The sequence below is a fragment of the Methylobacterium sp. E-025 genome (assembly GCF_022829705.1).
GTDB lineage: Bacteria > Pseudomonadota > Alphaproteobacteria > Rhizobiales > Beijerinckiaceae > Methylobacterium.
In genome coordinates this window covers 42,018-68,676 of sequence record NZ_JAKSYR010000102.1, presented here as the reverse complement: position 1 = coordinate 68,676, position 26,659 = coordinate 42,018, and the positions used below count along the sequence as shown (strand labels likewise).

Sequence of the window (26,659 nt, the reverse complement as noted above, 5' to 3'; positions counted from 1 at the left end):
CGAACCCGCGGATCCCTGAGGACATGGCCGATTACTACCCGTTGCTGGCGCGGGCGCTCGATGCCCTGCCCGACCGGACGCCGGCCATGCGCAAGGCGGTCTACGAGCGCGCGCGCAACGCCCTGATCGGCCAGCTCCGCTCCCTCGACCCGCCGCTGCCCGAGGCGGACATCGATCTCGAGCGGCAGGCGCTCGACAACGCCATCGCGCGGCTGGAGGTCGATTACGGCGCACCCGCGCCCGCACCGGAGGAAGCCCCGCCGCCCGCGCCGGCGATCGTGCCGCCTCCGCCGCCGCAACCGCCGATCCCCGAGCCGACCCCGGCGCCGCTGCCGGCCCCCGTGCTCGAGCCCGAGCCGCAGCTCGAAGCCACGCCGTTCCTCCCGCCGGCTCCGCCCCCGTCCTTCCTGCCGAAGCCGCCGGAGGAGCCGCGCGAGGCCGCCGTGCCGATCACCGCGCGCAAGCCCAAGGGCGCGGATCCGATCCCCGAGCCGGAGCCTGCCGCGGTCCAGCCGGCCGAGGCCGTCGACGATCCGATCGCCGCCAACGATGCGGCGAACGGGCGGCAGCGCCCGCGCATCGACGTGGTGGCGCCGCGCGGCGGGCGCTCGCGGATGCTGCGCAACGCATTCGTCGGCATCGTCCTGACGGTGGTGATCGGGCTGATCGCGGTCGCGGCGTTCCTGCTGCGCGACAAGCCGGCGAACCTGCCCTCCGGCGGTGCCGAGACGGCGGAAACCCAGCCGGAGGGCGCCGAGACGAAGTTCTCGGACCGGATCGGCGGCGACCCCGCCCCGAAGGCATCGCCGCCGGCCGTCGCGACGGACCAGGCCGGGTCGCGCAATCCCGCGAGCCCGCCGAGCCAACCCGGGATCGCGGTTGCGCAGCGCGCCGTCCTGATCGAGGAGAACACCGCGGGCCAGAACGCGGCGCCGACCTCGACGACCGGCCGCGTGGTCTGGCGCCTCGATTCCGTTCCCGGCGAGCAGGGCCAGCCCCTGGAGACGGCGATCGTCGCCACGGTGACGGTGCCGGAGGCCGGCCTCACGCTGGTCATGACGATCCAGCGCAACCTCGACCAGACCCTGCCGGCCTCGCACACCATCAATCTCGTCTTCACCGGCACCGGCGCGGACGGCGAGAAGCGCTCGGTGCAGGATATCGGCCTGCTTCAGGCCAAGGACGACGAGGCCGCCCGCGGTTCGCCGGTCTCGGGCCTACCGGTCCGCGTGCGGGAGAACCTGTTCCTGATCGGGCTGTCGTCGCTGCGCGGCGACGTCGACCGCAACACCGACCTGCTGCTGCACAAGCCCTGGTTCGACATCGCGATCCGCTACGCCAGCGGGCAGCGCGCCGTGCTCAATTTCGAGAAGGGCAGCGCCGGCACGCAGGTGGTGCAGGAGGCGTTCGACCAGTGGAAGTGAGCTGACCGCTCCAACGGAAGGCCGTGCCGCCCTCCCCGTATGGGGGGAGGGGACATGCCCGGATGTCGCCGCCGACGCTGGTCTAGGCGTCACGCACCCATGCGCGGCAATTCCCGCGTCGCGAGGTTGCGCTTGACCGCTTCCTGAACCTTCTCGAACGCCCGCACCTCGATCTGGCGGACCCGCTCACGCGAGACGCCGAACTCGCCCGAGAGGTCCTCCAGGGTGATCGGATCGTCGGCGAGGCGCCGCGCCTCGAAGATGCGACGCTCACGGGCGTTGAGCACCAAAAGCGCGTCGCGCAGCGCCGAAAGCCGGTTCTGGCCTTCCTGCTCGCCTGCCAGCACCGTCTCCTGGCTCGGCGCGTTGTCGACGAGCCAATCCTGCCACTCGCCCTCGCCCTCCTCGCGCAGGGGCGCGTTGAGGGAGGTGTCGCCGGACAGGCGGCGGTTCATGTCGATCACGTCCTGCTCGGGCACGCCGAGCCGGGTCGCGATCTGCGCCACCTGATCCGGCTTGAGGTCGCCCTCCTCGAGCGCCGAGATCTTGCCCTTGGCCTTGCGCAGGTTGAAGAAAAGCTTCTTCTGGTTGGCGGTGGTGCCCATCTTCACGAGCGACCACGAGCGCAGGATGTATTCCTGGATCGCCGCCTTGATCCACCACATCGCGTAGGTCGCTAGGCGGAAGCCCTTGTCGGGATCGAAGCGCTTGACCGCCTGCATCAGGCCGACATTGCCCTCGGACACGACCTCGCCGATCGGCAGCCCGTAGCCGCGATAGCCCATGGCGATCTTGGCGACGAGGCGCAGGTGCGAGGTGACGAGGCGGTGCGCCGCCTCGCGGTCGCCGCCGTCGCGCCAGTTCTTGGCCAGCGTGAACTCTTCCGTCGGCTCCAGCATCGGGAACTTGCGGATCTCGTCGAGGTAGCGCGACAGGCCACCTTCGTTGGCGAGCACGGGCAATGCGCCGGCCATGGCATTCTCCTTGACGATGGTCCCCCTGGCGGGCGGACACTCTGGTGCGGAGCACCGCTTCTCAAGCCGGCTCTCCGAATCCCCATGGTAGAGGGGAAAACTCCGAGCCGGTAGCGGGTCCGCGACGCGAACATAGACCTCAACGCATCACGCCTCCGGAAGGTCGAACCTGTCACGATCGGTCGCGGGCCTCGGTGCGGTTTCACACGCTGGTCCTTGACCGTGGGCCGGCGGCTACGCGGCTCAGCGCTCCGCCAGCGCCGCCACCAGCCGCGTCATCTCCGGCGGGAGCTGGCTCTCGAAGCGGAGGTGCTCGCCGGTGCGCGGATGGGCGAAGCCGAGCAGCGCCGCGTGCAGCGCCTGCCGCCCGAGGGCCTTCAGCGCGGCCTGCGCGGTCTCCGACAGCCGCGCCGCCTTGGTGATGAAGGCGCCGCCGTAGACCGCATCCCCCAGGAGCGGATGCCCGCGATGGGTCATGTGCACGCGGATCTGGTGCGTGCGCCCGGTCTCGAGCCGGCAGCGGACCAGGGCGGCCTCGGGGTAGGCCGCCTCGACCGCGTAGTGCGTCACTGCGTGCCGGCCCTCCTCGGGGCGCACCACCGCGATCTTCTCGCGGTTCTTGCGGCTGCGGTCGAGGTTGGCGTCGATGGTGCCCACTCGTGGCTCGGGCAGGCCCCAGACCAGGGCGAGATAGGCCCGCTCCAGCGGCCCGTTACGGCCGTGGTCGGCGAACTGCGCGGTGAGGCCCTTGTGGGCGGCGTCGTTCTTGGCGACGACGATCAGCCCGCTCGTGTCCTTGTCGAGCCGGTGGACGATGCCGGGCCGGCGCACGCCGCCGATCCCCGACAGGCTCGCCCCGCAATGGCCGATCAGCGCGTTGACGAGGGTGCCGGCCGCGTGCCCGGGCGCCGGATGGACCACCAGCCCGGCCGGCTTGTCGATCACGACGAGGTCGTCGTCCTCATAGGCGATGACGAGGTCGACCGCCTCCGCCTGCGGCTCGGCCGACACCGCCTCGGGCAGCACCACCGCGAGCACCGTGCCCGGCCCGACCTTCACCGCCGAATCCAGGATCGTCACCCCGTCGCGGCGGACGTGGCCCGCCTTGACCAGATCCTGCAACCGCGCCCGCGACACGTCGGGAAAGGCGATCGCCAACGCCCTGTCGAGGCGAACCCGCTCCGCCTCCGGCCCGATCACCGCCTGCCGCTCGCCTTCGATCTCGAAACCCTGCAACACGCCACTCCTCACGACCCGGCGAAAAAGGCTCCGCCCGGGTCTTGCTCCATCGCCGTACCGTCGCTATACGAACGCCTCGCCGGCCGATAGCTTCATCAGCCGCAGCGACCGCGCCCATCGTCTAGCGGTTAGGACAGGTCCCTCTCACGGATCAGACCGGGGTTCGATTCCCCGTGGGCGCGCCATTTGCGTACAAAACTGCGAACACCGGGTACGTCTGCGCCGCCGGCTCCAGTCATGGCAGTTTCCAAGCCCTCCTTGTCGCCGACGATGCGGATCACGTCCTCTCCGACCTCCACCCAGTCGACGATCGCCTGAAGCCATGCCTTTCGAAACGGGATCTCGCCCGACGTCACGTGCTCGCGCATCAAGCGCCCGAAGCGCTCGATCGTTTCAGGGCTGATCTCGGCAGAGCCCGGGCTGGTATCACGGATCCGGCCGAGCGCAGCCTTCGCCAGATCCCGTTCCGCCCGCAAAGCGGAGAGCCGCTCTTGCAGGAGGTCGTCCGGCTCGTCCTCACCGTTTTCCACGAGCCGGTAAAGCCGCCGCAGCTTCTCCTCCGCCAGCGTGAGTTCGCTGCGCAGCGCAGCCACGCGGCCATCGACCTCTGCCGCCTGCTGAGCCTTGAGCGCCCACAGCGAAGCCAAAGTCGCCCGTAGGCGTTCGGGCTGCAGCAGTTCGGCCACGAGGTGGTCGGTGACGAGCGTATCGAGCGTCGCCATTCGAATCGAGCGGCCCGGGCAGCCCGTCGCACCCTGAGGCGCCTTCGTCGAGCAACTGTAGTAGGTGTGCACCTTCTTCGATTTCGAGGTCCCGGTCCGCATTGTCATCGCGCCGCCGCACGTCGTGCGCGTCGCAAGTCCGGTGAGCAGGATCGGCCCCGTCACCACGCGTGCGGGCGTGACACGCGGGTTGTGGGCGTTCAGCGTCGTCTGCACCGCGTTGGACACGTCATGCGCGATGAAAAGCAAATGTCGGGTTCATCCTGAAAGCAGCGTGACGAACGTCAGCGATTGCTCAAGCCGCGGCCTTCATGCCCGTCAGGAAACTGAGGAACTCGAGATGGGGCAGCGGACGGCTGACGTGATAGCCTTGAACCTGGCTGCATTGGGCCTCGGCGACGAACGCGTACTGTTCCGCCGTCTCCACACCTTCGACGGTGGTCGTCATACCCAGGCACGCGCCCATGGTGATGATGGCCCGGACGATCGCCGCACTCTCCGTATCCTCAGGCAGGAGACGAACGAAGGAACGATCGATCTTGATCTTCGAGAACGGGAAGCGGCGCAGATAGCTGAGTGAGGAATACCCGGTCCCGAAGTCGTCCATCGCGAGGCTGACACCAAGCGCCTTGAGCTTCGTGAGCATCGAAAGGGTCCGTTCCTCGTCGTCGAGCATGACGCCTTCCGTGATTTCGAGTTCGAGACGGCCCGCCTCAAGCCCGGTCGCTTCGAGGGTCGCAGCGACCGTTTCCGCGAGACGGTCGTCGCGGAACTGAACGGGCGAGAGATTGACCGCCACCTTGATCGCGCTGGACCACGTCGACGCCTGCGTACAAGCCGTTCGCAGCACCCAGGCACCCAGGTGCAAGATGAGGCCGGTCTCCTCGGCCAGGGGGATGAACTCGATCGGCGGAATGAGGCCGCGTACAGGGTGACGCCAGCGGACCAGGGCTTCCGCTGCGGTCACTACCCCGGTCTCGGCATCGACGAGCGGCTGGTAGTGGACCTCGAACTCGCCGACCTCGAGGGCGCGGCGCATGTCGGCTTCCAAACGGATGCGCGCCTGCATGCGTTCGGCAAGCGCGGGCTCGAACAGGCAAAAAGATCCCTTGCCCTCACCCTTAACCTTGTAGAGGGCGAAATCGGCATTGCGGAGCAGTTGCTCGGGTTGGCTGCCGTTCAGCGGAGCCATCGCGATACCGATGCTGACGCCGACATGAACCAGCTGCCCGTCGAGCAGGAAGGGTCGATCGATCGCCTCCACGAGGGCAACCGCCAGGGATTCCGCAGACGCGACGCCGACGGAGCCCAGAAGCAGGATGGCGAACTCGTCCCCGCCGAGACGTGCCACGATGTTGGTTTCGCCGACGACGGCTTGCAGCCGCGCGGCGACCTTGCGCAGGAGGTCGTCGCCCATGCCGTGACCGAGCGTATCGTTGACGAACTTGAACCGATCGAGATCGAGCATCAGCACGGCGAAGCCGCCTTCCCCGTTCCGCAAGGTCGCGGAATGGTGGGTCAGCAGGTCGCCGAAGCGAGCCCGGTTGGGCAACCCAGTCACGGTGTCCGTGAAGGCGAGCGTCCGAAGCCGTGCTTCCGATTGCAGGCGCTCCCGTTGGTCCCGGAAGGCGATCACGGTCTGGCGCTTGTGGCCGAGCGAGATGTCTTTCCGTACGACGCGGACCGGGACATGCCCACCCGCGGCGTCGACGAGCTCGACTTCGCGTTCCTCGTGTTCCGGGAGGTCGCCCAGCACCAGTCCGGGGAGCAGGCGTTTCACGTTGCACCCGACCAACTGTGCCTGAGTCAGGCCGGACATCTCCTCAAGGCTACGATTGGCCGTCGTCACGACTTCGCCGTCGCATACGGCGAGGCCTTCGAGCGAAAGGCTTGCCAGCTCCCGCAGACGCGCGCTGTCCCTGCGCAGCTGCGCCCGGGCATTCAAGGCGGACCGCAAGCCGAAGAAGGCGAGGCTGAGCAGGCCGAACGAGACGAGCGCGATGATCGGGGCGATCGTCTCCGGGGCGATGGCGGAGGCGGGCAATGCCACCCGAGGGTCGTAGGCGATGGTGACCGCGGTCATACCGGCGAGATGCAGGACCACGATCGAACCGAACAGCAGGGGGCCGGCGAAACGTCGGCGGGAGCGATCGCGCTCACCCGCCATGATCAGGGCGAGGCCGGAAAGACCGAGGCTCAGGAGCACGGATGGGGCGATGAAGCCCCAGTCCCAGGTGACGTGCCCCGTCACCCGATATGACGCCTGTCCGACGTAATGGAGGGCGGTGACGCCCGAACCCAGGATGACGCCTGCCACGAAGCGGGGCGCACGCGCGCGCTGGCCGATGGAGAGGCCGACCCCGGTGCCGATCCCCCCGATCACGAGGAACAGCGAGACTGCCGTCAGGATCGGTTCGAAGCCGGCTGCCATGCCGGGTCGATAGGCGAGCAGGGCGATCATGTGGGTCGCCCACGCGGTACAGCCGGCGGCGACGATACTGACGATGCCCCATTTGCGCCGAGCTACGCCTTCCGAACGCGCCGCATGAGCGGCGATAGCGGATGAGGCGTAGATGCCGACGCTGCATACGACTGCGGCCAACAGCAACAGCTGCTCGTCGTGGAAGTCTCGAACGCAAGTCACGATCGAATGCATGTCGACTTCACTGGTGAAATCAGAGTCGGAAGTGTCCGGTGATCAGAGGTGGCCATCGCACCTGGCTGCGATGGCTTTGCTCGCACCTTTTTATGGTTGCGCCTTTGGGTGTGGACCGAGCAGAGTTTTGCCGTGTGGGATCAGGAGCTCGACTTCCGCTAGGGCTCGCACGGAGATGTCTTTCAGGTCGTCGGTGGAGGGACCAAAGCTCGGGTGCATCTGCAACGAAGACGCCCAAAATCTTTCGGTGCCCGATCGTAATGTCTCTCGTTGAGCGCGTAGGCCTTGGAGCAGCAAGCGAACCGGCACTGCGTTGGTGGATCCGTTTTCCTGATCGGCATCCACGATCGTATCCCGTGCGCTTGAGCCGACGACCGATCGCGTCGGCTTGGACCATCGGACAAGAGAAGCGAACTCAGCGCTCATCTCGTCCGCGCCTGGGACGACGTCTCTAGACAGCCGCTCGTGCTGCCTGGCGAACCTTTCGGGTGGCTTGATCGACCTGCTCGCTTGCCCGGGCGATGTCCTCCATGCTTCCGGCGATCGTCGTCACCCCGTGGGCGGCCGTATGCATGCTTCCCGACATCTCCCGGGTCACGGCGGACTGTTCCTCCACAGCAGCGGCGATGGCGCCCGACACCTCATCGAGCGAGCGTATCGTTCCCTGGATGGAGCCGATAGCATCCACGGCTTCGCGTGCGGCGGCCTGTGTGGCGGAGATCTGCCCACGGATTTGGTCGGTCGCCTTGGCGGTCTGCTCAGCCAAAGCCTTCACCTCGGAGGCGACCACCGCGAAACCTTTCCCGGCCATGCCGGCGCGCGCTGCTTCGATGGTCGCGTTCAAGGCCAAGAGGTTGGTCTGCGCGGCGATGCCCTGGATCAGCGTCACCACGTCGCCGATCTGCGCCGCCTGGCCGCTCAGCCCGGCGACGATGCTGCCCGTGCGCTGTGCCTGCTCGACCGCCTGGGCGGCCATCCGCGCGGCATGGCTCACCTGCTGGCTGATTTCGCCGACCGAAGCCGATAACTCCTCCGCGCCCGAGGCGACGCACTGGATGTCGTTGGACACCTGCCCCACCGTGCCGGCGGTCTCGGCCGTCTGACGGGTGACGTTCTCGACGGCTTGGCCGATCGCGTCGAGATCGGTGCCGATCGCCTGTTGCGCTTCGGCGCGACGCTGCCGCTCGTGCACCTGGGCCGTGATGTCGGTCGCGAACTTCACCACCTTGATCGGAACCCCATCGCGATCACGGATCGGATTGTATGTTGCCTGGATCCAGACCTCACGCCCCCCCTTGGCGATCCGCCGGAACTCGCCCGACATGAACTCGCCGCGTCCCAGCTCAGCCCAGAAGTTGCGATAAGCCTCCCCCGTCCGTTCGTCCGCATCGACGAACATGCTGTGTCGCTGCCCGCGGATCTCATCGAGCCGGTAGCCGACGGCAGCGAGGAAGTTGGCGTTGGCCGTCAGGACGGTGCCGTCGAGAGAGAACTCGATCACCGCCTGCGAGCGGTTGAGGGCAGCAAGCTGGCCTTCATGGTCGATCGCGCGCTGAACCTGCGAGGTGATGTCGGACGCGAACTTGACGATCTTGCGAACGCGGCCGGCGCGGTCCAGCACTGGATTATAGGTCGCCTGAATCCAGATCGCACGACCATCGTTGGCAATGCGCTTGAACTCGCGGGTCTGGGACTCCCCTTTGCGCAATGCGTCCCAGAACGCGTGATAGGCCGGCGCGTCGCGCTCTGCCGGCGTGACGAGCTTGCGGTGGTTCTGGCCCTTCAGTTCCGCCAGCGTGTAGCCAACGAGGCCGAGGAAGTTCGCATTGGCATCGAGGATCGTGAAATCGGGGGCGAACGCGATGCGGGCGCGCGAGCGGTCGATGGCCTCGAACAGCGCACGGAAAGAGCTATCGAACAAGCGCACCAACAGACTCCCAGCCGGAGGGTCTACGACCTCTTCGACTTGAATTGTAATTCTTGCCGTAAATTATAGATTAATTTCTCGCTCAAACTGCCTATTTGTCGCACATCCAGTATATTTTTTACAATCTAGAAACCGCCCGGAAACACTCGAAGTATGGTAAGGGCCCTTGTAGGATTTGCCCTTTCAAGCGTATAGGGCTCTTCCACCCCGTCCCTTGCATACTTCAAGTTGGCTGCGTTCCATCAGTCGACTTCTGCGCCCCTGAGACATCAGCGCCCCGGCGCCCTATCGAGAGCGCCAAGCCGACCGCCGCACGACAGTGTCTGCTGCCAACTCCCACCCGGAAGCGGAACGGCAGAAATCCATCCGACCCGGCCTTAAATCGCCGTCTATCAGGCTGCTACAAAGCGGACCTTCCGAGCGTCTGAGAAGGGTTGTAAGCGGGCGCGGTGGCGATGTCCGCTTCGGCCAGTTCCCGCCCGCGAGCGGACCGACTGGGAACCGCCCACTCCGGTTGTAGGACATCGTGCACCAAGCTGGCCGGAAGCGGACGTTACAGGGCGCTGCATAGGGTGGGCAGCCAACCTGAGTCCTTCGCTTCGAAGCGGACGTTCCGCCTCCGACCCAGGCGTCGGGACCACCGCTAACGCTTCCCGAAAGCAGCCGTCAGCCTGGCGTCCCGCAGCTTCGGCCGACCGAAGCTTCGGCCGTCTCGCAGGCCGTCGTGCTATCAGGGCTGAATAGGCTGCAGGCCCGGCACCGCCGCGAGGAGCGAGCGAGTGTAAGCGTGATCCGGCTGCCGGAAGAGGTCGGCCGTGGGCCGCATCTCCACGATGGCACCGCGATGCATCACGGCGATGCGGTCGCAGATCTTGGCGGCAACGCGCAGGTCGTGAGTGATGAACAGCATCGCGAGGTTCAGGCGCTGCTTGAGGTCTTCCAGCAGGTCGAGCACCTGCGCCTGAACCGAGACGTCGAGGGCCGAGACTGCCTCGTCGGCCACGAGCACGTCTGGCTCCATTGCCAGCGCCCGGGCGATGCCGATGCGCTGGCGCTGGCCGCCGGAGAAGGCATTGGGGTAGCGCTCGGCCGCGCTCGCCGACAGGCCAACGAGGTCGAGGAGCTCGCGGGCCCGGGCGCGGGCCTCCCGCCGGGGCGTACCGTGTGCGATCGGGCCGGCGGTGATGATCTGCTCGACGGTGCGGCGCGGGTTCAGGGACGCGAACGGGTCCTGGAAGATCATCTGGATGCGCCGGCGCTCGTCACGCAGCGCGCGCGGCGCCAGCGCTGTGTATTCGAGGCTGCCGAGGCGCACCGTGCCCCGGTCTGGCTCGATCAGCCGGATCGCGAGGCGCGCGGTGGTAGACTTGCCTGAGCCGGATTCGCCGACGAGGCCGAGGGTCTCCCCGCGGCGGACGTCGAAGGCCACCTCCTTGACCGCCGCGACCACACGCGGCTTGCCGAACAGGCCGGCGCGCGTGGCGTAGGTCTTGGTCAGGCCGATGGCCGAGAGGGCGAGGGGCTCGGCCTCGCGAGAGACGCGCGCCGGCGGCACCAGACTCGGCACCGCCGCGAGCAGGGCCTGGGTGTAGGGGTGCTGCGGATGCTGAAGGACGGTCTCGGCGCTGCCTTGCTCCACCAGTCGCCCGCGCTGGAGTACGGCGACATGGTCGGCGATATCCGCCACCACGCCGAAATCGTGGGTGATGAACAGGACGCTCATGCCGCGCCGCCGCTGCAGATCGCGGATCAGCTTGAGGATCTGGGCCTGGGTGGTGACATCAAGCGCCGTGGTTGGCTCGTCGGCGACGAGGATCGAGGGCTCGAGGGCCAGCGCCATGGCGATCATCGCGCGCTGGCGCTGGCCTCCAGAGAGCTGGTGGGGGTAGGCGCGCACGATCTGGGCTGGTTCGGGCAGGCCGACCTCGGTGGCGAGCGCGACGGCCCGGGCTCTGCGCTCGGCCGGCGTGAGGAGGCCGTGCGCTTCGAACATCTCGGCGATCTGGTCGCCGATGCGCATGACCGGGTTGAGGGCCGTCATCGGTTCCTGGAACACCATGGCGATGCGGCGACCGCGAAGGCTGCGCCAGCCGCGCTCGTCCAGGGTGAGCAGGTCTCGCCCCTCGAACAGGATCTCCCCGCCGACCGGCTTCAGCGCGCGGGGCAGGAGGCCGGTGAGCGCGTAGGCGCTCATCGACTTGCCCGAGCCCGACTCGCCGACGACGCAGAGGATCTTGCCCGGCATCAGGTCGAGGGAGAGGTCCTCGACCGCGTGGGGACGGTCCGAGCCCTTCGGCAGCGCCAGGGTGAGATTCCGGATGCGGACGACGGGCTCGCTCATGCTCAGGCTCCCTTGAGGGCTTCACGCCGGGCGAGCACCGCCGGCCCGGTCTCGGCGAGGTCCCAGTACAGGCCCGCCATCAGCATCAGGGCCTCGCGCGAGGGCGGCCCGAGCAGGTGCTCGTCGGGGCCGTGCTGGAGGCAGGCCGGGTAGGAATGCGGCACCCACAGGGTCGGCAGGCCGAGGATCTCCGAAAAGGCGTCGTTGGGCAGCGAGCCGCCGAGGTTCGGCAGCAGGGCCGGCCGCTTGCCCGTGCTCTCGGCGATCGAGGCCAGCGCCCAGTCGACCCACGGGTCCTCGACGGGGAGCCGGGTGGCGCGGAACACCTCCGTGCGCGCGGCACGGACCTCGACCATCGGGTAGCCGTGGGCGTCGAGATGGGCGCGCAGGGCCGGCAGGATGCCTTCCCAGTCGGTGCCGACGACGAAGCGCAGCTGCAGCGTCGCCTTGGCGGTGGGCGGCACGGCGTTGAGCGGTCCGTCCGGGTCGCCGGTCTTGAAAGCCAGCACCTCGAGGGTGTTCCAGCCGAACACGCGCTCGGCCGCGGTCAGTCCCGGCTCGCCCCAATCCGCGTCGATCTTCGGCGCGGTCGGATCGGTGCCCACAGTGATGTCGGCCAACGCCGCCCGCACGTTGTCGGGGAGCGCCGGTGGCCGCAGGGCGTCGAGAAGGATCTTGCCGCGTCCGTCGACGAGGGTCGCGATGGCGTTGGCCAGCACCGTGCCGGGGTTGCGCAGCAGGCCGCCCCAGTTACCGGAATGGTGGCTGCCCTCACGCAGGTCCAGCACCATCTCGAAGGTGTAACCGCCGCGCGAGCCCAGGAAGACCGTCGGCCGCTCGGCGCTGACGCGGGGCCCGTCCGAGGCGATGAGCACGTCGGCCTTGAGCGCCGCGGCCTCGGCGCGGCAGAGGTCGCGCAGGCCCGGCGAGCCGGCTTCCTCGCCCATCTCGATCAGCAGCTTGGTGTTGAAGCCGAGGCGCCCGTCGCGCGCCGCCATCACCGCCGCCAGCGCTCCGAGGTTGAGGATGTGCTGGCCCTTGTTGTCGGCGGTGCCGCGGCCGTACCAGCGCTCGCCCTCGATGGTGACAGTCCAGGGGTCGAGGCCTTCGCGCCACTGCTCGGGATAGCCCCGCACGGTGTCGCCGTGGCCGTAGATCAGCACCGTGGGCAGCGCGTCGCCCTCGTGACGCTCGGCGATGAGGAACGGGCCGTGGACGCCGTCCGGGTTGTCGAGGATGCGGCTGGTGAAGCCGAGCGGCGCGATCCGCGGCACCAGGAAGTCGGTGAGATAGGCCTTCAGCTTCGGCAGCTGCCCCGAGGTCTGGCTCTCGGTCGGGCGGGCGACGGCGTCCTGCAGCACGCTGAAGAAGCCGCCCTCGTCGTAGTGGCGCGCGGCGCGCGCGATCGCGTCGTGTCGGGACATGGGCTCACTCGATCTCGGTGCGGTGGGGTTTTTTGCGGGGCAAGGGGGGCTCAGCGCCGCCCCTCGGGGGCGGTGACGTCGCGGATGCCGTCGCCGAGCAGGTTGATCGCCAGGACGAGGATCAGGAGCGCGACGCCCGGGATGGTGATCACCCAGGGCTGGAAGAACATGTACGGCTTGCCCTCGGCGATCATCAGGCCCCAGGACGGCAGCGGCGGCTGCACGCCGAGGCCGAGGAAGGACAGGGCGGCCTCGAGCAGGATGGCGTGCGCCATCTCCAGGGTCGCCACCACGATGAGCGCGTTGAGGATGTTCGGCAGCACCTCCTGGAACAGGATGCGGGCCGGGGAGAAGCCCGTTGCGCGGGCCGCGGCGATGAAATCCTGGTCGCGGATCTGCCGGGTCGCCGCGCGGGTGACCACGGCGAAACGGTCCCAGAGCAGGAAGCCGAGCACCAGCACCACCACCTTCAGCGAGCCGCCGACGAGGGAGGCCATGGCGAGCGCGACCAGCACCACCGGCATGGCCAGCCGCGTGGTCACGACGTAGCTCACCACCGCGTCGACCCGGCCGCCGAAATAGCCGGCGCAGATGCCGAGCGTCGTGCCGATCACGCCCGAGATGGCGGCCGCCGCGATCCCGATCAGCAGGGAGATCTGGCTGCCGTAGATCAGGCGGCTGAGGTAGTCGCGCCCGAGCTTGTCGGTGCCGAGCACGTGGTCCCACGTGCCCTTCGTCTGCCAGATCGGCGGGATCAGGCGCCGCGAGACGTCCTGGGCGTAGGGATCGTGGGGCGCGATCAGCGGGGCGGCGAGCGCGCAGAGCAGGATGGTCCCGAGGATGCCGGCACCGATCACAAAGCCGCCGTGGCGGAGACCGCGCCGAAGCGCCAGGGCGGTGGGCGAGCGGGCGGCGGACAGCGCCGCCGGCCTGTCGGCCGGGAGGGCCGCCGGCGTCTCGGGCAAACCGGCGCTGAGCGGGGAGGCGGATGGCTGGAGGGTCATTGGCGCAGCCGGGGATCGAGGAAGGCGTTCAGGAGGTCGGCGGCCAGCGTCAGAGCGATGTAGATCATCGCCAAAACCAGCACGATCGCCTGCACCACCGGGAAGTCGTTGCGGGCGATGGATTCCCAGGCGAGCTGGCCGAGCCCCTGGAGCGAGAACACCGCCTCGATCACGATCGAGCCGCCGAGCATGAAGCCGAACTGGACGGCGGCGAGCGCGATCACCGGAATCACGGCGTTGCGCAACGCATGCCGGATCAGGATCTTTCGCGGCGGCAAACCTTTGGCGCGGGCGGTCCTGACATAGTCCGAGGCCAGCACTTCGAGCATGCCGTTGCGGGTCAGCCGCATCACCGCCGGCATGGCGTAGTAACCGAGCGCGATCGCCGGCAGCACAAAGTGCTTCCAGGTCGTGTTGCCGGAGACCGGCAGCCAGCGCAGGTTCACCGAAAAGATCATGATCAGGGTCAGGCCGAACCAGAAGCTCGGCATGGCCTGGCCCAGCACCGAGACCGAGAGGGCGGCCCGGTCGATCCAGGTGTCGCGCCGGACCGCGGCGAGCACCCCGAGGGGGATGGCCACGAAGAGCGCCACGGCCAGGGCCACCACGCCGAGGAACAGGGTGATCGGCAGGCGGGCAGCGAGCAGGTCGATCACGCTCTCGCGGAAGTAGAACGAGTTGCCGAAATCGAGCCGAATCGCCCGGCCCGCCCAGGCGGCGAACTGAGCCAGAAGGGGCTGGTCGAGCCCGTACTGGACCCGGATCGCCTCGACCTGGACGGAGGTCGCCTCCGGCCCCGCGATCGCGGTGGCCAGGTCCCCGGACATGTGCAGCAGCATGAAGCTCGCCACCGACACCGTCACGGCGACCGCCAGGGCCACCAGACTTCGTTGGATCATGAATCGCAGCATGGTCCGGCTCCCTCGGTCGGTCGGCGGTCGGTCGGCTTCAGGCGCCGGCCGTCACTTCCATTGCGCCGCGTAGAAGCGCGGCAGCTCGTCGGGCTGCGCCGTGAAGGTCAGGTCCGACGTGAAGGCGTAGTTCGTCGAGTACGAGAACAGCGGCAGGGCGTAGGCCTGGCCGGCGATGCGCTTGAGCGCTTCGGCGTACTTGACCTTCCGCACCGCAGGGTCGGTCGCCCCGTCCCCGGCTTGGAGAGCCGCGATAGTCTCGGGGTCCTTGGTCAGATCCTCGTCGCCGCCGCGGAAGTAGACGCCCGTGAAGGCCGAGACGTCGAGGACCGAGAACGACCCCCAGGTCTGGAAGGCGATAGAGACCTTGCCGCCGCGGATGAGGTCGCGGAGCGCCGCGTAGCGCAGGTAGTTCAGCCGGGCGGTGATGCCGACGGCGCGCAGGTAGCCGATCACGGCCTCGGCGTAGTCGCGCTCGCGGTAGGCGCCGAGATCGATCTCGAAGCCGTTCGGGTAGCCCGCCTCCTTGAGGAGCGCCTTGGCCTTGGCCGGATCGTAGCTGTAACGCGGCACGCCCTCGTCGGTGCAGCCGAACTGGTCGATGAAGCAGGCCGCGTTCATCACCCGGCTCCCGCCGCGCACGAGGTTGTCCACCATGGCCTTGCGGTCGACGGCGTACGAGATCGCCTGCCGGACGCGGGGATCCTTCAGGGGCGAGTTCTCCTTGGCCCGGCCGAGAGTGTCGAACTGCAGAAAGCCGACCCGCATGGTTTCGGCGCTGAGGACCGAGACGTTGGGGGCGCCCTTCAGCTGGTCGGCCTGATCGCTCGGCACGCGCCAGATCCAGTCGATGCCGCCGGTGACGAGCTCGGCCATGCGGCTGTCGGCGTCGGGGATGACGCGGAACTCGAGCTTGCCGATCTTGGCCGCGCCGATCGGGCTGCCGGGCCAATACTTGGCGAAGCGCTCCATCTTGACGCCGCGCCCGTTCTCGACCGCGGTGATGCGGTAGGGGCCGGTGCCGACCGGCGCCTTGGCGAAGCCGTCGAGGCCGACGCGCCTGAAATAGGCCGCCGGGAAGATCGGGGTCGGCCCGGCGAGGTATTCGAGCGCCGCCGGGAAGGCCGCCTTCAAATGGATGCGGACCGTGTGGGCGTCGACGACCTCCGTCGACTTCATCCAGTCGACGTTCTGCTTCGTCACCGTGCGGGCTTCCGGCGTCAGCACGTAGTTGAAGGTGAAGGCCACGTCTTCCGGGCCGAAGGCGTCGCCGTTGTGGAAGGTCACGCCCTCACGCAGGGTCAGTTCCAGGGTGACGGGATCGACCCACCGCCAAGAGGTGGCCAGCATCGGCTGGTAGGTGCCGGTCTTCGGGTCGCGGTAGATCAGAGTGTCCCAGACGTTGCGGGCCAGGATGACGCCCTCGCGGGCGCTGTTGTGGTAGGGGCTGACGTTTTCCGGCTCGGTGTCGGAGGCGTAGACCAGGGTGTCATTCGCCTTGCCGGCAACGGCCGGGACACTGGCGGCCAGCATCAGCAGGGTGAGCGCGGCGCGTGCCGTGGAGCCGTGTCTCGCCATGATCCCGCTCGCCATGATGTCGGTCCTTTTCGCCCGTCCGCGCGGTCGGCCTCGTGCCGGCCGCCTCGGCATGCCGCTTTTTTCGTCGTGCCATGGTGTTGTGCAATTGGCATCGCAACAAGTAGAATTTCGCGATTGCTGCCGTGCCGTTTCGGCAATCGACAGGTTTCCATGAACGTTTCGGGCCTCCGCTACCTCTTGGCCGTCGCCAGAACCGGGTCGATCGCCGCGGCGTCGACGCACTTGAACATCGCGGCGTCGGCGATCAGCCGGCAGATCTCCAACCTCGAGAGCGAACTCGGCTGCGTCCTCTTCGAGCGGCGCCCGCGCGGCATGGTGCTGAGCCCGGCCGGGGAGCTGCTGGCGGAACACGCGCGCCAGACCCTCCTGCGCGCCGAGCAGGTCGCGGCTGACATCCAGGAATTGCAGGGCCTCGCGCGCGGCTTCATCCGCGTCGCCACCTCGGAGGGCTTCGCCCTCGATCTGCTGCCCAACGCGATCGCGGAGTTCCACGCCGTCCATCCGGGCATCCGCTTCGAGGTGCAGATGTTGCCCCCCGCCCAGGTCACGCACGTCGTGGCGGCGGGCGACGCCGACATCGGCATCACCTTCGCGCTCGCCCCCTCGAGCCTGGTCGCGGTCGCCTACGACAACGCCGTCGAGATGGTGGCGCTCAGTGCCCCCGATCATCCCCTGGCGTGCCGACCCGCGATCCGGCTCGCGGACCTGAAGGCCTACCCGATCGCGGTGCCGACCCTCGACACCACCGCTCGCCGGGTCTTCGACGCGGCCTGCCTCGCGGAGGGCATCACCATCGAGCCGACGCTCACGGCCAACATCCTTTCCGCCCTGCTGCCCTTCGTCCGGCGGACGAAGGGGCTCGCGCTGATGTCGGCCCTCACGGTGCAGACGCCGGTGCGCCTCGGCGAGCTCGTCTGCATCCCGGTGCATGCGCGGATGAGCCTGATGCGGGGCATCCAGGTCCAGGTGATGCGCGACCGCAAGCTGCCGCACGCCGTCCAGGCCTTCCTGCGCCGGCTCGTCGCCGCGCTGCCGCCGACGGAGCCCGGCGGCGTCTGACATCGGTCGGCCGGTCCGGCGCAAGTCGGCTCAGCCGTTTCGGAAGGTGTAGCTGTAGCCGTTGAGCGCCGGGGCGCCGCCCAGATGGGCGTAGAGCACCTTCGCGCCCTTGGGGAAGAAGCCCTTCCGCACGAGGTCGATCATCCCCTGCATCGACTTCCCCTCGTAGACGGGGTCGGTGATCATGCCCTCCAGCCGGGCCGAGAGGCGGATCGCCTCCACCGTCTCCTTCGAGGGCACGCCGTAGACCGGGTAGGCGTAGTCCTCGTTGAGCACGATGTCGTCCTCGGCGATCGCCGGCGCGCCGACGAGGGCGGCGGTGTTTTTTGCGATCTCCAGCACCTGAGCCTTGGTCTGGGCGGGCGTGCAGGACGCGTCGATGCCGATGACGTTGCGGGCGCGCCCGTCGGCGGCAAAGCCCACCATCATGCCGGCATGGGTCGAGCCGGTGACGGTGCAGACCACGATGTAGTCGAAACGCAGGCCCATCTCGGCCTCCTGGGCGCGGACCTCCTCGGCGAAGCCGACGTAGCCGAGGCCGCCGAACTTGTGCACCGAGGCGCCGGCGGGGATCGCGTAGGGCTTGCCGCCCTTGGCCTTCACGTCCTCCAGGGCCCTGGTCCAGCTCTCGCGGATGCCGATGTCGAAGCCGTCGTCGACGAGCTGCGTCTCGGCGCCCATGATGCGGGACAGCATGATGTTGCCGACCCGGTCGTAGACGGCATCCTCGTGCGGGACCCAGGCCTCCTGGATCAGCCGGCACTTCATGCCGATTTTGGCGGCGACCGCCGCGACCATGCGGGTGTGGTTCGACTGCACGCCGCCGATCGAGACCAGGGTGTCGGCCCCGCTCGCGATGGCGTCGGGCACGATGTACTCGAGCTTGCGCAGCTTGTTGCCGCCGTAGGCGAGGCCCGAATTGCAATCCTCGCGCTTGGCGTAGATCAGCACGTCGCCGCCGAGATGGGCCGTCAGCCGCGGCAGGTGCTCGATCGGGCTCGGGCCGAAGGTCAGGGGATAACGCGCGAACTTCGACAGCATGGGCGACGTCCTTTGTTGGTCAGCCCGAGAAAGCTAGCAAAATCGGTGCGGAAGGTGCTCTCGAAATGCGCCGTCGTTTCCTTTCACGATGAGACAATCTGCAGTCTTAGACGAAAGATCGTTGCACCATCACCCATCGGAATGGAAGGATCGTTCATAAGCGCTTAGCGAGGGCGAAAGAGCCGGGAGCTTCGCCGACGGCTTTATGATGGGCGGTCGCATGTGCGATGCCGTCCGGGCCCGGTGGACGAGGCCAGCCGCACGGCCGCAGATTCGTCCCCGGCCGGCTCGGTGAGACGCCCCGGCGATCCGAGCCGATTTCCGTCACAGGACACCGCCCGTATGAGCGCCGCCTGCACGCCCCCGCTCGACCTCCCCGACGCCGTGCGAGATGCCAAACCCACGGTCTGGCGCAACCCGCGCCTGGGCCGAGCCGCCGAGATCCTGCCGGGCCTGACCTTCGGCCTCGCGGAGGTCGCGGTGGCCGAGGCGCGCTGGCGCCGCTTCGATCCGCTCCTCGCCAGGCTGTTTCCCGAACTGGCGACCGGCCGGATCGATTCGGCTCTCCTGCCGCTCTCCAGGGACTTGGCCGCCCTGGTGTCGGGACGCCCGGGGGCCTCGGCTTGGGTGAAGGCCGACCACGACCTCCCGATCACCGGCTGCATCAAGGCGCGGGGCGGCGTCTACGAGGTGCTGGTCGAGGCCGAGCGGCTCGGCCTCGCGGCGGGCTGGCTGTCGGGCGCGCCCTCCTATGCCCGCCTCGCCGACCCGGATGTCCGGGCGGCCTTCGGCGCCCACACGATCGCGGTGGGAAGCACCGGCAACCTCGGGTTCAGCGTCGGGGTGATCGCCCGCGCCCTCGGATTCCAGGTCGAGGTGCACATGTCCCACGACGCCAAGGCGTGGAAGAAGCGCCGCCTGCGGGACCTCGGCGCCCGGGTGGTGGAGCATGCGGGCGATTACGGCAGCGCCGTCGCCGCCGCGCGGGTCGCCTTCGAGGGCCGCGCCGACGCGCACTTCGTCGACGACGAGAGCTCGGTCGACCTGTTCCTCGGCTACGCGGCGGCGGCCTTCGACCTGCAACGCCAGCTCGAGGCGGCGGGCGTGAGCGTGGACGCGGCCCATCCCCTGTGCGTTTACCTCCCCTGCGGCGTCGGCGGCGCCCCGGGCGGCGTCACCCTCGGCCTGAAGCTGCTCTACGGCGACGCCGTGCGCTGCGTCTTCGTCGAGCCCGTCGCCGCGCCCTGCATGCTCGTGCAACTCGCCGCAGGCTCGGCGCGGTCGGTGAGCGTCTACCAGATCGGCCTCGACAACCGGACCGCGGCGGACGGCCTAGCCGTGGCCGCCGCCTCGATGCTGGTGGCCGGCACCGTCGGCGCCCTCGTCGAGGCCGTGGTGACGGTGAGCGACGCCGACCTGTTCGCCTGGCTGCGCGATCTCTGGGACCGGGCGGGCTTGCGCCTCGAGCCATCAGCGGCGGCGGCCTTCGCGGCGGTGGGGCCAGCTTGCGGCGTCCTGCCGGACGTCGCCCACGCGACGCACGTCGTCTGGACCACCGGCGGGGCGCTGCTGCCGGAGGCGGAGTTCCAGGCCGCCCTCGCGCAAGCGGCTTGAAATCAAGCAGCGGAGGCTGAGTGCTCAATCCAATGAAGGCCTGTCGTTCAATAGGCCGCGGCGCCGGCACCATACGGCAGACGTCATAACGTACCGGGGCCGCCGTTCGTCCGCTTTCGTGAGAATATCGCCAACCGTGGTCCGACCGCCTCCACCGAGGTAGTGTGGGAACGCGGTGTGCTGTGTTGGATTGGGGCGGCGATGGCGCACGGTGCGCCGCGTGCCCTCACGCCCGCAAGGCGGTGAGCAGCGGTCCGGTGCCGAGGATCGCCATCACAAGCTTCATATTGTGGGCCAAGACCTGCAGGCTCATCTCGGTTGAGGCGTTCTTCAGCCTGTGCATCCGGAAGTGGGTCGCCCCCATCCAGCCTTTCAGCGTCCCGAACTCGTGCTCGACCGTCTGCCGACGCGTGCGCATCGCGTGACGATCCTCGTCGAGCCGGTGCTGCACGGCTTCCAGGACCGCCTCGTCCCCCCAGCACGTCACCCGTCATTCCTTGGCCGGCGTGCTCCTCGCGCTTGGGTGAAGAAGCCCGATAGTGCACCTAGGCGCCGGCCCCGCCGTTAACCGCGCGACGGTGTTGAGGTCGCCGCGAGGCGTTCCGTTGGGCACCGCACGCGGTCGGTCCGTCGGCCCTCCGCAGCCGACGATGAATCAAAGATCCGCGCGGGGCGCACAGCATCACCGTCGGTGGGCATTCCTATCCGTGATGCAATCTGAGGGTATCAAGGACTCTGGTCCCCGACGATTCGTTCCGCGTCCACTGGCCGGCAGCTTCGTGGGTCCATTCGAGCGGCACTGGCTCGGCTGCGGCGACGGGCCCAGGAAGGTTCGGGAAGCGGTCATCATCGACACGTTGTTCAGCGCTAGATCGTTGTCATAAAATGATCTTTTTGACGGCGAGAGCGCCGTCGGCAGCGTGTGATCGTCCGGGCCGCGGCAGCTCAGCGTCGGTGCATTCAACGTCCACACACCGCCAACGCCGACCTCGGCCGCGTTACAAATGCGGGGGCATGTTGATATATTTCCTATGACGGTCATTGCCCGGGCCGCATATGGCTAATAGTTCTTAACACGCATGAAAAAAAGCAGCTCCAAAAGCTGCCCTCGATGCAGCGTGACCATGTCCCCCTGCGTCGGGTTCGTCTGGGAGGCGGGCCGATCGATGTCGAGACCAATGAAAGACATCCTGTGCAACCAGGAGATGTTGCCCCTGGCCGAGACTGTCGACCGGGCGATGCGATCCGTCGCGTTGCCGGGGATGCACGCCTGTCGTGGAACGCGCCGCCGCATCCGGCCCGCTGCGATCGGCCATCCGTGCGACCGAGGATCATCCTCCTCTCACGCGACCTAGCCTGATCTCATTCGCGAAAAAATCGTCCGCGCCGATGCATCGCGCGTCGTTCGAAGGCTGAAGCGGTCAGCGCGGCGCGCGTTGCTGGCGCGCCTAACTGCAAGCGTCGCCGCGATCGCGGTGGATGCCCTCACGGCACCTGCCTCGAGACAATCAACAACGACGATCAGACTGGGGAGAGAGCATCATGGCCGTCTATGGCAGCCTCAAGGGGCACACGTTCTTCGACACGAACGGCAACGGCACGCAGGAATACGGTGAGGGCAACCTGTTCGGCGGGTTCCCGGTCGGCCTGTACAGCGCGGACGGCAGGACCCTGATCGCGACGACCTTGACCGACGCCAACGGCAACTACGATTTCGGCCAGTGCCCCGACGGCACCTACGCGATCCGCTTCGGCAGCGGCGGCGGGTTCCGCGGCGATCAGGCCACGATGACCGCGGACGGCGCCAGCTGGATCACCAACGTCACCGTCGGCAGCGGCGCCGCCACCACGGTCGACCAGGGCTTCTACGTCGGCGGCGGCGGCACGATCGGCGGGACGGTCGGGACCGACCTCGATGGCGACGGGCAGGTGACGGCAGGCGAGGGCCAGGGCGGCGTCATCGTCCGCGCCTTCGACGGCGTCGGGAACCTCGTCGGGAGCACGAGCACCGACGCCAACGGCCATTACGGCTTCTCCGGGCTCGCCGGCGCCTACACCGTGCAGGTGGTCAACCCGCTGGGTCAGACCGTTGTCGGAAGTGCCTACAAGGCGGTCGCGACCTCGGTCGCCTCGGGGTCCGACGGCAACAGCTTCGTCCTGGCGGCCGCGCCGACGCTCGCGCCGTCCGCCGGCAGCGGCAGCGTCGGCGGCCACACCTTCTTCGACACGGATGCCGACGGCAGCCAGCAAGCCGGCGAGTACAGCCTCGGCGCCGGCTTCCCGATCGACCTCTATAATGCGGGCGGAACGGTCCTCTACGGCAGCACCGCCACCGACGCGAACGGCAACTTCATCTTCGCCAACCTCGCCGACGGAACCTACGCGCTGCGGTTCCACACCAGTGGCGGCTTCCACGGCGACCAGGGCATCACCACCGCCGACGGCTTCAACTGGCAGGCCGTCCGCGTCGATCACGGCGCGCCGACCCTCGTGAGCCAGGGGTTCAACCTGGCCCCCGCGGGCAGCATCAACGGCATCGTCTACGCGGATTCCAACGGCAACGGACGGATCGACACCAGCGACGGCGGACAGACCGGCGCCGTCGTCACGCTGTACGACGCGAGCGGGCACGCGATCCAGAGCACGACGACGGGCCCGAACGGCGCCTGGGCCTTTCTCGGCCTGGGCGGCGGGCAATACACGGTCGCGTTCGATCCCGGTCTCGGGAACGCCGTCGTCGACGCGCCTGCGAGCGTCTCGCGGACGGTCGTGAACGGCACCGCCGTCAACTACGAGCACACCCTCGTCACCGGAGCTGCGAAGGTCGCGGCCGGCCTATCGGGCACCGTGTTCGCCGACGCCAACGGCAACGGGCGCTTCGATGCCGGCGAGGCCGGCGTCGCCGGCGCGCACGTCGCGGTGATGGACAGCGGCGGCTACGTCGTCGCGACCCTGACCGCCGATCCGAACGGCCACTACACCCTGCCGGACCCCTATGCCGGGCAGAACTACCGCGTCGTCGTCAGTCCGCCCGCCGGCTTCGCCAGCGAGGACGCCCGCGGCGTCTCGGGCCTAGCGCTCGTCCCCGGCCAGGCCCTGGACCATGTCGACCTCGCCGTCGTCGCGGCCATCCCGCCGGCCACCGTGGTTCCGCCCACGGTCAGCAAGGTCATCAACGTCGTCGTGCGCGGCCAATCCAACACCTACTACCCCACGGTCGAGGGGCAAATCGAGGTGATGCGCCAGGAGATCCAGAAGCTGCTCGGCTTCGACGGCATCAACCAGCGCGTGAACGTCGTCGCGACGAGCAACGATCCGAACAAAGCCGACACCGAGATCGGCGGAACCTCGCTGACGGCCGACTGGCTCCATCCCAACGGAACCGACTGGTCCTCGACCTATCTCGAGCGCGGCTATCTCAGCGCGATCAACCAGCTGCCGGCCACCGACCGCGGCGCGCCGACCGCGATCGTGATGCTCCACAACGAGTGGGACAGCAACTTCACCACCGGGCTTACGGCCGACCGCTGGATGAGCGCCATGCGCTACGAGGCCGGCCTCGCCCGCGCCGTCCTCGGGCTGAGCGCCAACGACGCGCCCTACCTGTTCGTCTCGCCGATCCCCTTCGCCGCCGGCGCGCCGCAGCAGCCCCTGCAGAATCAGGCGATCGCGGTCGGGCAGGCCGAGCTCAGCACCGACGCGGCGTTCAACGCGAAGGTGGTCACGCTGCAGAGCAACGACGTGACCATGGATCACGACGGCGCCAACGGCGGGTTCCACCTCAATACGCAGGACCAGCAGGCGCTCTACGGCCGCGCCGCCCTCGGCCTGGCCCAGCAGTTCGCGGCATCGGCGATGCCGGGCTCGCCGATCAGCCTGGCCAACGGCAACATCGACAATCTCGGGCCGCAGGTCACCCAGGTCTCGGCGGTGGCCGGACACGCCAACCAGCTCCTCGTCACCCTGGCCTTCGATCAGGCCGCGAGCCTGCAGGGGCTCGACGGCGTGGCCGCCTCGGGCACCGGTTGGTCCGTTCGCGCGGGCTACGACGACGCGACCGCGGAGGCCAACGGCACCGCCGCCCAGATCGTCGACGCCAACCACCTGCTGCTGACCTTCGACACCGCGGTGCCGGCCGGCGAGCGGCTGTTCTACAGCTGGGGCAGCTTGCGCCTGCAGCAGAACAACGGCCCGGGCAACGGCAACGCGATCTACGACAACAACGCGCTGCCGCTCTCCGTCGATCCGCACGGCATGCCGATCGGCTACGTCGCCGCCGGGGGCCCGGCGATCACCGGCACGGTCGCCAACCAGACCACCGCGCAGGCCGCGATGAGCCCGTTCGCGACGACGACCCTCGCCGACCCGAATCTCGGCGCGACCGACACCCTACGGATCACCGTGACGGGGGCCGGCGGCACGCTGTCCGGCGCCGGGCTCGTCGCCACCAACGACGGCGCCTACATCCTGTCCGGCTCGGCCGCGACCATCACCGCGGCCCTGCACGCGCTCACCTTCGCGCCCACGATCGGCCAGCCCGGCACGACGACCTTCACCCTGCAGGCGATCTCGAACGCCTACCCGACCGCCGCCATGGACAGCACCACCTCGGTGGTGATCAAGGCGCCCGGCATCACGACGGCGCTGGCACAGGACACCGGCACGTCGGCGATCGACGGCATCACGGCGAACGCCACGGTCAGCGGCGTCACCAATGCGGGCGCGACGGTGACGTTGGTCGACGAAGCCGGCCGCACGGTCGGCAGCGCGACCGCCGATGCGAACGGGCAATACGCCATCGCCCCGGCCGGGCTCGCCGACGGCGTCCACACGTTGACGGCGACGGAAACCTATCTCGGCGTCGCCGCGGGCTCCGCACGTGTCGGCCTCGTCCTGGACCGTGCCGCGCCGGGCACGCCCGGGCTCGCGCTCGCCCACGACACCGGCGCATCGGCGAGCGACCGGATCACCTCGGACGCATCGCTCACCGTGAAGGCGGCGGAGACCGGCGGCAAGCTGGGTTACGTCGTCGACGGCAGCGCGGTCGGGGCCTACGACCCGAGCACGCTGAAGGACGGCGCCCATACGGTCTCGGTGACCCAGTCGGACGCCGCCGGAAACGTCTCCGCCGCCCGCACGGTCGGCTTCACCCTCGATCACACCGCGCCGGTTGCGCCGACGATCGCGCTCGCCCACGATACCGGCTTCTCCTCGACCGATCGGATCACCGCCGACGCGACCCTCAAGGTCACGCCGGCCGAGGCCGGCGGCAAGCTGAGCTATGTCGTCGACGGCAGCGCGGTCGCCGCCTACAACCCGAGCACGCTCAAGGACGGCGCCCACACCGTGTCCGTCGTACAGACCGATGCCGCCGGCAACGCTTCCGTCGCCGGGTCGCTCGGCTTCGTGCTGGATCACGTCGCTCCGACCCTGAAGGCCGACACCGCCTCCGGCACCGGCTTCGCGGCGGCGCTCGCCGGCAACGTGCTGGCCAACGACACCGGTGCCGCCGGGCTCCACCTGGTGGCGGTGCAGTTCGGCAACGGGCCGTCCCACGTCGTCCCGGCCTCGGGCACGGTCCAGGCCTACGACCCGAGCGGCACGCTCACCGTCTCGGCCGACGGCAGCTACAGCTACCAGCCGACGAAGGTCGGCCACGCGGTGTACACCGAGACGGTGGCGGATGCGGCCGGCAACACCAGCCAGACCGCGCTGACGCTGAACGTCGCCAAGGCGGCGATCCCGTCGTCGCTGAGCTTCGGATTCGCGCTGACCGAGGCGCATTTCGACTTCCGCGACGGTCACGACCTTTTGACGGCGCCGAACGGCACCGTCACCGACCTGACCGGCGTCGCCACCATCGCCTTCACCGACGGGACCGTGCGGGAGAAGGACGGGTCGCCCCTGGTCGACGACCTGTACTACGACGCGCACAACCTCGACGTCTGGCGCGCCCACATCGATCCGGACACGCATTACGCGCAGTACGGATGGCACGAGGGCCGCGACCCGAACGCCTCCTTCTCGACCAACGCCTACCTCGCGGCCAATCCGAAGCTCGGTCCCGCCGGCGTGAACCCGCTGACGCACTACGACGTGCGCGGATGGCGGGACGGTCGCAGCCCCGGCGCGGACTTCTCGGCCGAGGCCTACCTAGCCGCGAACCCGGACGTGGCCGCCGCGAAGATCGATCCGCTGAAGCACTACCTCGCGACCGGCCAGTCGGAGGGCCGCGCCGCGTTCCCCGGGCTGACCATCGCCAACGGCACGGGCGACCATCTCTACGGCGACTTCGACGCGACCTACTATCTCGCCCACAACCTCGACGTGGCGGCCGCCGCACGGTCGCAGAGCGGGTCGGCGGATTCGTTCGCCTTCACGCACTACCTCACCACCGGCGCGCACGAGGGCCGCGACCCGAACGCCTACTTCTCGACCGACGGCTACCTCGCCGCCAACCCCGACGTCGCCGCCTCCGGGACCAATCCGCTGCTGCACTACGAGCAGACCGGATGGTTCGCGGGACGCGACCCGAGCACGGCCTTCCACACCGACGCCTACCTCGCCGCGAACCCGGACGTGGCGGCTCTCGGCATGGATCCGCTCCACCACTACCTGCAGTTCGGCATGGCGGAAGGGCGCCATCTCGCCTGAAGCGCGGCGCGCCGGTGCGCCGCCTCGGCGGGACGCACCGGCACTCTCCGGCCGGCGAAGAAACCGGCTC

The 26,659-nt window shown here is 68.8% G+C and carries 15 protein-coding genes, 1 tRNA gene and 2 pseudogenes; 6 read left to right on the top strand and 12 right to left on the bottom strand.

Going from position 1 to position 26,659, the window contains the following annotated elements; all coding sequences use genetic code 11:
* The first annotated feature begins 23 nt into the window (after positions 1-23).
* A complete protein-coding gene (locus MKK64_RS12560) occupies positions 24-1,424 on the top strand; it encodes a histidine kinase (protein ID WP_243935246.1) in 1,401 nt (466 codons plus the stop codon).
* A gap of 89 nt (positions 1,425-1,513) precedes the next feature.
* Here the strand turns inward: MKK64_RS12560 and rpoH are convergent, their stop codons facing one another.
* Positions 1,514-2,398, bottom strand: coding sequence for an RNA polymerase sigma factor RpoH (gene rpoH / locus MKK64_RS12555; protein WP_243935245.1), 885 nt, complete (start codon positions 2,396-2,398; stop codon positions 1,514-1,516).
* A gap of 243 nt (positions 2,399-2,641) precedes the next feature.
* On the bottom strand, positions 2,642-3,619 hold the full coding sequence (locus MKK64_RS12550; RefSeq protein ID WP_243935573.1) for an RluA family pseudouridine synthase: 978 nt from the start codon (positions 3,617-3,619) through the stop codon (positions 2,642-2,644).
* A gap of 128 nt (positions 3,620-3,747) precedes the next feature.
* On the opposite strand from MKK64_RS12550, the gene MKK64_RS12545 reads away from it, so the two are divergent.
* Positions 3,748-3,822: transfer RNA gene (locus MKK64_RS12545), tRNA-Glu, on the top strand.
* Entirely contained in the window at positions 3,811-4,296 is a 486-nt protein-coding gene (locus MKK64_RS12540) for a hypothetical protein (protein ID WP_243935243.1), read from the top strand. The genes MKK64_RS12545 and MKK64_RS12540 overlap by 12 nt, the downstream gene beginning before the upstream one ends.
* A gap of 39 nt (positions 4,297-4,335) precedes the next feature.
* Here the strand turns inward: MKK64_RS12540 and MKK64_RS28090 are convergent.
* From MKK64_RS28090 to MKK64_RS12500, 8 genes and pseudogenes are all read right to left on the bottom strand, one after another.
* Positions 4,336-4,524 (bottom strand): annotated as a pseudogene (locus tag MKK64_RS28090) (zinc ribbon domain-containing protein); the annotation flags it as partial.
* A gap of 130 nt (positions 4,525-4,654) precedes the next feature.
* Positions 4,655-7,015, bottom strand: a complete 2,361-nt coding sequence (locus tag MKK64_RS12530) for a putative bifunctional diguanylate cyclase/phosphodiesterase (protein WP_243935241.1) — start codon at positions 7,013-7,015, stop codon at positions 4,655-4,657.
* Between the two features lie 451 nt (positions 7,016-7,466).
* Complete coding sequence (locus tag MKK64_RS12525; protein WP_243935572.1) at positions 7,467-8,948, bottom strand: PAS domain-containing protein; 1,482 nt, start codon at positions 8,946-8,948, stop codon at positions 7,467-7,469.
* Between the two features lie 724 nt (positions 8,949-9,672).
* A complete protein-coding gene (locus tag MKK64_RS12520) occupies positions 9,673-11,283 on the bottom strand; it encodes an ABC transporter ATP-binding protein (protein ID WP_243935239.1) in 1,611 nt (536 codons plus the stop codon).
* 2 nt (positions 11,284-11,285) lie between these two features.
* The gene (locus tag MKK64_RS12515; RefSeq protein WP_243935236.1) at positions 11,286-12,707 is read right to left on the bottom strand and encodes a M20 family metallopeptidase; all 1,422 of its coding nucleotides are present in this window, start codon (positions 12,705-12,707) and stop codon (positions 11,286-11,288) included.
* Positions 12,708-12,757: 50 nt separating this feature from the next.
* Positions 12,758-13,711, bottom strand: coding sequence for an ABC transporter permease (locus MKK64_RS12510; RefSeq protein WP_243935234.1), 954 nt, complete (start codon positions 13,709-13,711; stop codon positions 12,758-12,760).
* Complete coding sequence (locus tag MKK64_RS12505; RefSeq protein ID WP_147728262.1) at positions 13,708-14,622, bottom strand: ABC transporter permease; 915 nt, start codon at positions 14,620-14,622, stop codon at positions 13,708-13,710. The genes MKK64_RS12510 and MKK64_RS12505 overlap by 4 nt, the downstream gene beginning before the upstream one ends.
* Positions 14,623-14,673: 51 nt before the next feature.
* Complete coding sequence (locus MKK64_RS12500; protein WP_409567952.1) at positions 14,674-16,200, bottom strand: ABC transporter substrate-binding protein; 1,527 nt, start codon at positions 16,198-16,200, stop codon at positions 14,674-14,676.
* Between the two features lie 171 nt (positions 16,201-16,371).
* Between MKK64_RS12500 and MKK64_RS12495 the strand changes: the two genes are divergently transcribed.
* Positions 16,372-17,280, top strand: a complete 909-nt coding sequence (locus MKK64_RS12495; RefSeq protein ID WP_243935230.1) for a LysR family transcriptional regulator — start codon at positions 16,372-16,374, stop codon at positions 17,278-17,280.
* A 30-nt stretch (positions 17,281-17,310) separates the two neighbouring features.
* Here MKK64_RS12495 and MKK64_RS12490 read toward each other — a convergent pair whose 3' ends face one another.
* Entirely contained in the window at positions 17,311-18,321 is a 1,011-nt protein-coding gene (locus MKK64_RS12490) for a 1-aminocyclopropane-1-carboxylate deaminase (RefSeq protein ID WP_243935228.1), read from the bottom strand.
* Positions 18,322-18,663: 342 nt separating this feature from the next.
* Here MKK64_RS12490 and MKK64_RS12485 point away from each other — a divergent pair, with 342 nt between their 5' ends.
* Positions 18,664-19,935: a D-serine ammonia-lyase gene (locus MKK64_RS12485; RefSeq protein WP_243935214.1), complete on the top strand. Its 1,272-nt coding sequence runs from the start codon at positions 18,664-18,666 to the stop codon at positions 19,933-19,935.
* A 226-nt stretch (positions 19,936-20,161) separates the two neighbouring features.
* Here MKK64_RS12485 and MKK64_RS12480 read toward each other — a convergent pair.
* A pseudogene (locus tag MKK64_RS12480) lies at positions 20,162-20,452 on the bottom strand (transposase); the annotation flags it as partial.
* Positions 20,453-21,477: 1,025 nt separating this feature from the next.
* Here MKK64_RS12480 and MKK64_RS12475 point away from each other — a divergent pair.
* The gene (locus MKK64_RS12475) at positions 21,478-26,589 is read left to right on the top strand and encodes an SdrD B-like domain-containing protein (protein ID WP_243935213.1); all 5,112 of its coding nucleotides are present in this window, start codon (positions 21,478-21,480) and stop codon (positions 26,587-26,589) included.
* Positions 26,590-26,659 lie beyond the last annotated feature (70 nt).